We start from the raw sequence: 10666 nt of genomic DNA on the forward strand, positions 1-10666 counted from the left end.
GTTTCTCGTGATGGTAAATTGGTTTTAAAAAAGTATGCAGAAAACATATCAACCGAAGTCAAAACGAGAGAAAGATTTTCTTCATCAATATCAGATTTTAAAACAAGATACACAGCCATCAATTCAACAAATGCAAAGACTAAAATAGCTGAATACTACTCTTTAGAAAATGATGATGGTCTAACTATGAACCTTGGGATAAATCCATTGATGCAATTAGGACTTCCAGAAAAAAGAAAAAGAATGTGTGAAAGCCTATTAACAGAAATTTGTAAGATTCATCATACACCTTTTGATATGGTAACTATAGGAGACCCAAGTCTTGATGTAGGAGATAGAATAGCTATTTCATATGCAGAAGAGAAGATTGAAGGGCTTATCACTGACATAGAATACAAGATAAATAGTAAGCATAGGATTCTTGGAGTAGGAAAGAATCCATACCTATCAAAGGCGAAAAGTAAGAATGATAAGAATATAGTTGGGCTTTTAAATCAGATTGAATCTGAAAAATTAGTAGTTCATGCCTATTCAAATTATTCTGCCTTTAATGTTTCTACCACTGATACACCAATAATTCGTATAGAATTTGCCTCCAATAAAGAAACGGAGGCAATTTTTAATGCATCTATTTTGTTAAATATAATTTGTGACACTGAAGAAAAAACAAGAAAGATATCAAGGGAGGTTAAGAAACAAGTAGAGATTTTAAATAATGAAGGGAAATCCTATGATCCTCCAAAGTTTGAAGAAAAAGAAGAAATAGAGGAATTAAACTTTATTGAAAATATAGAGACACCAACAAGGATAGTTATTACTTATGTTTTTAATGATACAAAAATAGAACATCATATTCCAAAGGAAACCTATCTAAGTGGTGACCACATTCTAAATTTATTTTATCCATTAACTAAACTTCAAGAAAAAACGATGAACAACTTTTCGGTTTTAATGCGACTTGAGTCTGGACAAGCGATGATAGGTAAAGACAACGCTATCGCAGCTATATCTGGTCAATCCTTAGGTTCTACAGAGGCTTGGGATGGAAAGCTTAAGATTGATGAATCTTGGAAGAGAATAGAACTTAGTCATTCATTTATAATTAGGAAATTGAAAGCTGAATATAAGATAGAAAGTCAAGCACCAAGACCTATTATATTTAATGAAAAGGTGGGAAGATTTAAATATCAAGGATTGATGCTTGGGAAATATAAAGAAGAAATTAATACAGAATTTAAAGATAAGGAGGAAGGAAATGCTTAAAGGTAAATCAGTCATAGAGCTAACTGATGTAAGAACTAAGGAGAAAGAAATCTATAAAGACGAAAACTTAATAACTAATGCAGTCCCAGACATAATAAGGCTTAATCCTTCAGGATTGATGTACCCTTTAGATAATGGACCAGTGGAGTTTAAAGAAGAAATTTTTCCTATAGCAAGCAGACTTTTTGGAGGTATTTTGCTTTTTGAAAATACTTTAGAAGAAAAAAGTGAAAATATTATTCCACCTTCAGATAATAATATTATTGGATATGCTTCTGATAACGTTAATCCTTCTGAAGATATGTTACGAGGTTCTGCCAATTTAAATGAAACGAAACCTCTAGAAAACGGATATAAATTTGTTTGGGATTTTTCAACATCACAAGCTAATGGAAGAATATCTTCATTAGCATTAACACATTTTAGAGCGGGGAGATTTTATTATGGGAATAATTTTAATAGGAATGCATGTTTATATTTAAATAGAACCTATTGTGATACTAGTGTGGAACAACGAAGGATATATTTAGGACTGGTAGAATGCAATCCAAAAGAAAACACCTTTATATCTATGTGGCCAAGAGAAAATAAAACGTTGGAAATAGTTAAGTACAAAGAGGCTTTTTCAAGTATAGGATTAACGGATTCAATAATTGGCGCAAGATACCAGGAAGTAGAAAAACAAGTAATCAATTTAGAAGAGTTTTTCAAATCCATATTTTATTGGAATAGATGTTGTTTTTATGATGGCAAAGATGGTTACTGGTATGGTTTTTTGAATGATGAAGGGTCCTTAGTAAGAAGAGTTAAAATAAACAAAGAAGATTACTCAACGCAATTTGATGAGTGGCATTTAAAGGATATTTCTTTGAATAGCTTTGGAGTATTTCCAAGGGAGGATGGTTATTCTATATATAGATGTATAGAAAGCGTATTAAAAGATGGTTATCTTTATGCTATTAGTAGTGATAAAAGAATTATTTATAAAATGAATGCTAATAATCCAGTTGACATATCATCTATAGAACTAGGATTCAAATCTGATTTTTCTGAAGGAGAAAATACTGATATTTATATGTATCAGTGGGGAGACTTTATACTTGGATATGATTTCACGATAACAAAGGATGATAAAGTAATTAAAAATTATGGCAAAGATTATTCGGGAAAGCCATTAAAAAACATCATGACACCGACAATTGAAATGGGACCTTTTAGAATCGGATATCGCGCCTCTAATGAAACTTTATATAAATATTTATATCTTCACACACCATATCTTGGAACGATAAATAATCTATCAAGTCCAATATTGAAAACGGCAGATAAAACAATGAAAATAACTTATACGTTAACAGAGGAAGAATAAAAAGTTTCCTCTAGATGAAAGGAGTAGAAAATGAATAAGTTCATAGAAACAATTAAGTTTTGCTTTAGCATAGCAGGGGGATGGATTGGATTCTATCTAGGGAACATAGATGCTTTTATTTACACATTACTTGCTTTTGTTATAGCAGACTATGTAACAGGAGTATTGAGAGCTGGTGTAGAAAGAAAGCTATCTTCATCAATAGGATTCAAAGGAATAGCTAAAAAGATTATGATTTTTATAGTTGTAGGTATAGCAAACCTATGTGATGTAAATTTAATTAAAGGTGATGGAACTATGATAAGAACAGCCATCATCTTTTTTTATATATCAAATGAAGGGCTTTCAATCTTAGAAAATTCTATAGCTTTAGGTTTGCCAGTACCAGAAAAATTAAAAGATATATTAAAACAATTCAAGGAGGAAAAATAAATGAGTAATAGCCCATTAGTACAAGCAACAATTCTCTCACCTAACCATAGTGGAAGAAGAAATCAGAAGATAACAAAAATTGCAATTCACCATGCGGCTGGAGTTATAAATGGTAAAAATCTTGCAGGTGTATTTATACCAAGGTCACGACAAGCATCTGCCAATTATAACTTAGGCTCAGACGGAGTTATTGTTTTAGGAGTAGATGAATCTAATAGAGCGTGGACAACATCATCTTCCTGGTGTGACAATAGAGCAGTAACAATTGAAGTAGGGAACTCTACGAGAGGACCTCAGTGGTTAGTTTCTGATTATGTTTTAAATAGGCTAATTGATTTAGTGACAGACATCTGCAGAAGAAATGGAATCTATCCTTGCACCTATACTGGAGGAAAGGATGGTGTTCTTCAAAAGCACGAGTGGTATAAAAACACTAACTGTCCCGGACCGTATTTAGGAAGTAAATTTCCATATATAGCAAATGAGGTCAATAAAAGACTAAAAGGCAATAAAACTGTTAGTAGACCAGTAGGTGGGTTATATAGAGTTAGAAAATCTTGGTCTGATGTAAAAAGCCAGAAAGGAGCATTTAAGAATTTAGATAATGCTAAAAGATGTGCTGATAGATTTGGACTTAAAGTTTTTGATGCTAATGGCAAGATAGTATATCCAGTTGGAAAGACAATCGACCAATTAGCTAGAGAGGTTATAAGTGGAAAGTGGGGGAATGGAGAAGAAAGAAAAAGAAGGTTAACTAATGCTGGATACGACTATTATGCTATCCAGAGAAGAGTAAATCAAATAATTTAATAGAAAAAATTATGCCTGTATCAACTTATGGTACAGGCTATTTTTTTATTTCAAAACCTTTTAACGCTATTTATATAGGGGTGTGCAAATAGAGTTTATAGTAGTTTTAAAAATCTAAAAATTAAATTGTATCAAAGTAGTGAGAGTCTTAGAAAAAACTGTAGTGTAAATGATACAATTTAACAACATAGAATGTGGCTGTTTCAAGCCTTTCTAAAACATTTTATTTTCTAAGATCATAAATAAGAGGTCTTTTTTTATTGCTCATTTTACTAATTTCCTATCTATGCACACTCCTAGAAAAATAAACGTTTATACTTTTTAATTTTTTTAGTTAAGTGGTGCAAAAACAAATGAATTCATGTTATCTAAATATGTTATATTGTGTATAATTAATATACATCTAATTGCAATATAGAAAGAATTATAAGTAAATTACATTTCACTAAGTGAATGTATATGATTGTTAAAAGCCGTAGCAAAAAAGGTTATTATAAATAAAAAAAATATTTCTAAAGAAATATCGAAAATTTAGATGAAATTTGGTATATAATAATATTAACCTAGAATAATAGAAAAGGAGAAATAAAAAGTATGAACAAGAAAATTTTGAAATCAGTTTTAGCTTTAACATTAACTGCGTCTATGTTATCGCCTTTAAATGTTTTAGCTGATAAAGAACACAGAATCGCAGGTCAATCAAGATTTGACACAGCTATTGAATTAGCTAAGTTAACAAAAAGTGATACAGCAGTGGTAATGAATTATCAAAAATTCCCAGACGCTATCACAGCAACAAAAGTAGCAAATGCTAATAGCCCAATCTACTTTACAGCAAAAGACAGAATGGATAGTAAAACTTTATATACTATTCTAAACAACCATAAAAAAGTTGTAATAGTTGGTGGTAAAAACGCAGTAAGCAAAACTGTTGAAAATCAATTATTAGGTCTTAACGTTGAAAGAGTTGAAGGAAACGATAGATACGAAACAAACGCAAAAGGTTTAACTAATACTGAAAAGTTAATCATCGTTAGTGGTGAACAATTTGCAGATGCTTTAGTAACATCTTCAATATCGAAGAAACTTTGCTCTGATGTAGCATTGACTCAAAAAGACAACGTGCCTAACGGTTTGAAAAACTACTTAAAGAACAACAAGAACTTAAAGGAAATCTTTATCGTAGGTGGTAAAGCTTCAGTTAGCCCAAAAGTTGAAAAAGAACTTAAAGCCTACACTAAAGCAAACATCAACAGAATCAGTGGTTATGATAGATATGAAACATCTGAAAGATTAGCTGATATAATCAAAAACTCTAAGTACACTATTGTAAATGGTGAACAATTTGCAGATAACTTATTAGCTTCCCCATTCTCTCAAAGAGAAAACAGAAGTATTATCTTGACAAAAAGAGCAAAACATTCAAAATATGTCATGAACGTATTTGAAAACAAAGATTATGTTGTAGTAGGTGGAAAAACTCAAGTAGAAATTCCAACATTTGCTAAACCATCTGAAACAACTAAACCAGAAGAAAATAAACCTTCTGCTGAAGATACAACTAAACCTTCTGAACAAAAACCAGAGGAAAAACCAGTTGATCCTAAACCAGAAGACAAAAAACCAGAAGAAAAACCAACAGAGCCAGAAAAGCCTTCTGAAAAACCAGAAGAAAAACCAGTTGAAGATAAACTTTTAGACGTTGATAGTCCAGAATTATCAGCAAAAGAAAAAGAGTTAATCAAACTTGTAAATGATTACAGAGAACAACACGGTAAGAAAAGACTAAAAGTTAGTAAATCATTGATGAAAGTCGCAAGAACTCATATCAACGACTTGAATATGAACTTCGATATACACAATCGCCCAGTAGACGCTAGAGGAATAGAAGGAAACCTACACTCTTGGTCTGATAAAGGTAATTGGACTCCAGTAGTCTATACCAAAGACGGTGAATATAGTAAATTGATGTGGAATAAACCTAAAGAAATTGCTGGTTATAATCAAACAGGCTTTGAAGTAGCTGTAGGTGGTGTATCAACACTTACCCCACAATACGCATTAGAACGATGGAAACAATCTCCAGGTCATAATGATGTAATCTTATCTCAAAACGGTTGGGATGACCCTACACCAGAACAAGCTAAACATGGTTTAACTGGATTATCTAATATGGGTGTAGCCATTAACGGTAAATACGCTTGTATTTGGTTTACTGATAACAACAACGGAGTAGTTGACCCTATGGGATACTTCGAGTTCAACTAAAAACAACAAAAGAGTAGACATAAATTGTCTACTCTTTTTTTTTTATCTTAAAGTTTCTAATATACTTAAATCATCAAAAAATTCCAAATTATTATATTTATTGAAAAGAAGATATAAACTAAATATCACAAAAGCAATACTTGATGCTATCACTGACACGTTATTGAGTGGAATACGCATCAAGCTCGGTATTAAAAAACTACAAATATTAAAGCAAATATGAGATATTATGCTCGCTTTTAAATCCTTATACTTATCAAAAATATATGCTTGATATAACGCAAAGATAAATGTCGGACAAAGATGAGTCAACGTTCCATGAAAAAGTGAAAATAAAATCGCCTGTAAACATCTTGAGAGGCTCACAGGGAGAGTTTTCTTTAGTGTTGAATAAATTATACCTCTAAAGATAACTTCCTCGGCTAACGGGGCTGTAATGAACGTTACGATTAAAACGAACGTCAAGTTATTAGCCATCATTTCTTGCAGTTGATCATACTTAGGGTCTCCTATAGTAATATTTAAAAACATTCCTAAAATTTGACCACTAAAAAATGTTAAAAAGAGATAAAATATATCGATAGGATCGATTTTACCAATTTTAACTAATAGCTTTTTGTTACAACATACATAAAAAGTTATGGCAATAAAGTGTAACCATAAAATTAAGCCAAACTCTCCAAAGCCCATTATAGACCAAAATAAGGTTATAACACTTGAAAATATCAAATAAGCTTTAAACCTATTATCTAACTTGAATTTATTATCTAACATAAGACTTTACCGTTAAATTGAACTCGTTCATTACCCATAAACTCACTTATTTGTAAACTTCCCTCAACATCAAAAACTTCACGCTTAATTAAATCTTCAAGTAAATCTGCTTGATTAAACAATAAAACTTCAACACCCTTTGGTAGAATCAATTTTAAATGCTGCGATTCACTACCCATAACTTGATAGCTTACATATTTCATATCAACATGCAAAAGCCCAACTGGTTTAGTAAAGCCTTGACCGAAAGGCTCATACACTTTGAGTTCTTTACAGAAATCATAATATAAACTAGCTGGAGTAAATAAACCATCTTCGCTTACAGTAAAAATTTCATAATCGTAAATATCAGAATTATCTTGAGGACTACCTTCGGATTCTTTAATAATTTCTTTTACTTTTAAATCAACAGCTTCATTTAATCTTTCAACCTCGTCTATATCCTTAAAAGAACAACCGAAAGCACATTCATGACCTAATATTGTAAAATCTTGTAAATTTGTGATAGATGAAAACCAATAAGGGCTTCTACCAGAACCAGATAAACTACTATAATTCAAAACAAAAGTAGGTAGACCTGTAGTACTCATAACGGAGTTTGCGAGTAAACCTAAAAGTCCAGGTTGAGCATCTGTGAAATAAACATAAATAGAGCTATTATCAAGAGGTGTCAATTCAGAAAGATATTTTTTAACCAAATCTTTACGTTCTTCGTTTAAATCATGAAGTTTAGTTATAAACTTATCAGGATCCTTGGCTAAAAATAAACCAAAAGCAAACTTCATATCTTCTGCCAATCTTTTCACAGAGTTAAAAGTCGGCGCCAGATAGAAAGCGTAAAAATCTTCGTTGACTTCATCGCCTATTTTTTTATATTCGTCTCTGTAACGTCTTAAAAGAGTTTTATAATTCTTAAAAGCCCTATCTAAAGGTCTTCTACGGTATACAAAAGTATGCTAGTGATGCTTAGTTACAAAAACTTAGAGACAAAGAGATAGATTCTCCTTAAAGAACAGTATCATTATATAAAAATCAAATATTATATTAGGCCTATTGGTATTTGCACATAAATACTGATAGGTCTTTTTTTATCTAAATTTTTTAATTATTAAATTATTTAATTTTTACTCAAAGTTACTCCATATGTCCTAAGGAATATAGAGGAAAGAAAAATAAGGTTAAAAATAGCCTTAATTTCTTTGCCTGTGATATAGGAGGTGGAGTATGAGAGTAGAAAAGTTTGAAGGTGAAAAAGAAGTTGTAAAGACTGAATATACAGAAAGAGATTTAAAAGCAGAGCTTAACTTTTATCTATCAGATAAGTTCATCCAAGACCTATTTCTTTTAGATGAAATTAGTCTTGAAGAATATAGAAAAATTAGGAGAGAAAACATTAAAAGATTTAGACCTATTCTTTCAGAATTATTGCTATAAGACTTGATAAATACTCACTTGTACGGGAATATAGCACTAAGAGAAAGAGAGGTGAGACGATGAAAAAGATAACCAAAATAGAAGCAAATCAAAAAGAAGAATCAATATTAAGAGTCGCTGCCTATGCAAGAGTATCGACAGATGAGGAAGCTCAGCTTGTAAGTCTTAAAACGCAAAAAGCACACTACGAAAAGATGATATCTGAGAACAAGACATATACATTTGCGGGTTTATACTTTGATGAAGGCATCACGGGAACCAAGAAAGAATGTAGGGACGGTCTCTTAAAAATGTTAAAAGACTGTGAAGATGGAAAAATAAACTTTATCCTAACCAAATCCATCTCAAGGCTTGCAAGAAACACAACAGATTGTTTGGAAATCGTAAGAAGACTCCTTGATTTAAACATTGGTATCTATTTTGAAAAAGAAAACATTGATACAAGAACCATGGAAAGTGAATTGATGCTATCCATACTTTCATCCCTGGCAGAAAGTGAATCCAGGTCTATTTCAGAAAATAACAAATGGTCTATAAAGAAAAGATTTCAAAATGGAACGTTCATTATATCAATCCCGCCCTATGGTTATGAGAAAATAGATGGAAAGATGGTAGTGAATGAAGAAGAAGGAAAAATAATAAAAGAAATATTTAAACAGTATCTTTCAGGTAAGGGAACGCATAAAATTGCAGAAGACTTAAATAAAAGAAAGATTAAAGGACAAAAAGGAGCAAAATGGCATGGGTCAACTATAAACGGAATCTTAAAAAATGAAAAATATATAGGCGATGCCATCTACCAAAAAACTTTTACAGATGAAAGTTATAGAAGACACAAGAATAATGGAGAAGAAGACCAATATAAAATTATAGATTGCCATGAAGCAATAGTAAGTAGAACGGATTTTGAAAAAGTACAAGACTTAATAAAGATAAGGGCTATAGCAAAAGGAAATGGAGAAAACACAAAAAGATACCAAAATAGATATAGCCTATCGGGGAAAATAAAGTGCGGAGAGTGTGGCTCAACCTTTAAAAGGAGACATCACTATAATGGCAAAGATAAATATATAGCTTGGACTTGTAGTGAGCACCTAAAAGATATCACTAAGTGTTCTATGAAGTTTATTATAGACAAGGACATAAAACTAGCTTTTGTGACTTTAGTAAACAAGCTAGTCTTTGGAAAAGATAGTATCTTAATGCCACTCTTAGAAACATTAAAGAGAGTAGATAGCAAGGAAGAAGTTGCGAAGATAGAAAAAATAGAAGAAAACCTAGAAAAACTAAAGGAAAGAAAAGAAGTTTTAAACAAACTAATAACTTCAGGAGTTTTAGATGCAAGTATTTACGCAAAAGAAAGCAGTGAAATTTCAAGTGAAGAAAGTTATCTACTCAAAGAAAAGGAAAGAAATAAAAAAGCCATTCTTGGAAATGATGAAGAAATAAGAGAACTTGAAAAACTAATAGGAGTCTTAGATAAAAGTAAAATGTTTGATCATTTTGAAGATGACTTGTTTGAAGAAGTTATTGACCACATCCAAGTTTTTAATAGAGAGACTCTGGATTTTTATTTAAAGTGTGGACTTGTATTAAGAGAGGAAGTGAAAGAAGATGTCTAGACTATGTTATGGCTATAACATAATAGACGGAAGATTAGAAGTTCAGGAAAATGAAGCTGAGAATATAAGAAAAATCTTTAAAAACTATCTTGCAGGCAATGCTCTTATAAAGTCAGCAGACCTTGCAGGTTTAAAGAAAAATAGTTCAAGTGTTAAAAAAATATTAACCAACGAAAAATATTTAGGAAATGATATCTATCCTAAAATAATAGATAGAGAAAGCTTTGAAAAGGCAGGTCAAATTCTAAAGGAAAGGGCAGTGGCCATGGGACGAGTTTGGGAAAAGGAAGAGAAGATTATTAAAGTTCCTTGTAAGTTTAGATATAAGGAGGTAGAGACTTTGCCTATAGATCCTTTTGAGAGAGCAAGTTATAAGTATAGGTTAATCGAGGTGATAGATGATGAATAGCAAGGTTATAGTAATACCGGCGAAGAAGAAAAAAGGAAATTCCATAAAGGAATCAGAAAAGAAAAAACTAAGAGTCGCTGCCTATGCGAGGGTATCAACAGATAGTGATGAACAAGCAACTTCTTATGACACTCAAGTAGACCACTACACAAATTATATTAAGAGAAATCCAGATTGGGAATTTGTGGGAGTTTTTTCTGATGAAGGAATCAGTGGAACATATACCAAGAAAAGAGCTGGCTTTAATAAAATGATTGAAGAAGCCATGGAAGGAAATATCGACTA

At 31.5% G+C, this 10666-nt stretch carries 11 protein-coding genes; 9 read left to right on the top strand and 2 right to left on the bottom strand.

Annotated elements, in window-relative coordinates:
* The 5 genes from KHW44_RS02820 to KHW44_RS02840 form a co-directional block, all read left to right on the top strand.
* The coding region (locus KHW44_RS02820) for a hypothetical protein (RefSeq protein ID WP_304065725.1) at positions 1-1263 on the top strand (1263 nt) is incomplete at its 5' end.
* Positions 1256-2632, top strand: coding sequence for a hypothetical protein (locus tag KHW44_RS02825; protein ID WP_304065728.1), 1377 nt, complete (start codon positions 1256-1258; stop codon positions 2630-2632). The genes KHW44_RS02820 and KHW44_RS02825, both read left to right, overlap by 8 nt.
* Before the next feature lie 30 nt (positions 2633-2662).
* Positions 2663-3064, top strand: a complete 402-nt coding sequence (locus tag KHW44_RS02830; RefSeq protein WP_304065731.1) for a holin family protein — start codon at positions 2663-2665, stop codon at positions 3062-3064.
* Positions 3065-3874 (top strand): N-acetylmuramoyl-L-alanine amidase, encoded by an 810-nt coding sequence (locus KHW44_RS02835; protein ID WP_304065734.1) that lies wholly within the window; start codon positions 3065-3067, stop codon positions 3872-3874.
* 594 nt (positions 3875-4468) lie between these two features.
* On the top strand, positions 4469-6142 hold the full coding sequence (locus KHW44_RS02840) for a cell wall-binding repeat-containing protein (RefSeq protein ID WP_304065737.1): 1674 nt from the start codon (positions 4469-4471) through the stop codon (positions 6140-6142).
* Between the two features lie 42 nt (positions 6143-6184).
* Here KHW44_RS02840 and KHW44_RS02845 read toward each other — a convergent pair whose 3' ends face one another.
* On the bottom strand, positions 6185-6916 hold the full coding sequence (locus KHW44_RS02845) for a CPBP family intramembrane glutamic endopeptidase (protein WP_304065740.1): 732 nt from the start codon (positions 6914-6916) through the stop codon (positions 6185-6187).
* Positions 6910-7713 (bottom strand): hypothetical protein, encoded by an 804-nt coding sequence (locus KHW44_RS02850; RefSeq protein ID WP_304065743.1) that lies wholly within the window; start codon positions 7711-7713, stop codon positions 6910-6912. Before KHW44_RS02850 ends, KHW44_RS02845 begins: the two co-directional genes overlap by 7 nt.
* 427 nt (positions 7714-8140) lie before the next feature.
* On the opposite strand from KHW44_RS02850, the gene KHW44_RS02855 reads away from it, so the two are divergent.
* From KHW44_RS02855 to KHW44_RS02870, 4 genes are all read left to right on the top strand, one after another.
* Positions 8141-8350, top strand: coding sequence for an SHOCT domain-containing protein (locus KHW44_RS02855; RefSeq protein WP_304065746.1), 210 nt, complete (start codon positions 8141-8143; stop codon positions 8348-8350).
* A gap of 59 nt (positions 8351-8409) precedes the next feature.
* The gene (locus tag KHW44_RS02860) at positions 8410-9972 is read left to right on the top strand and encodes a recombinase family protein (protein WP_304065749.1); all 1563 of its coding nucleotides are present in this window, start codon (positions 8410-8412) and stop codon (positions 9970-9972) included.
* A complete protein-coding gene (locus KHW44_RS02865; protein ID WP_304065751.1) occupies positions 9965-10381 on the top strand; it encodes a recombinase family protein in 417 nt (138 codons plus the stop codon). Before KHW44_RS02860 ends, KHW44_RS02865 begins: the two co-directional genes overlap by 8 nt.
* Positions 10374-10666: recombinase family protein (locus KHW44_RS02870; protein ID WP_304065753.1), on the top strand; the 293-nt coding region annotated here is incomplete at its 3' end. The genes KHW44_RS02865 and KHW44_RS02870, both read left to right, overlap by 8 nt.

Origin of the sequence: Finegoldia magna (genome assembly GCF_018371055.1) — a bacterium.
GTDB lineage: Bacteria > Bacillota > Clostridia > Tissierellales > Peptoniphilaceae > Finegoldia > Finegoldia magna_I.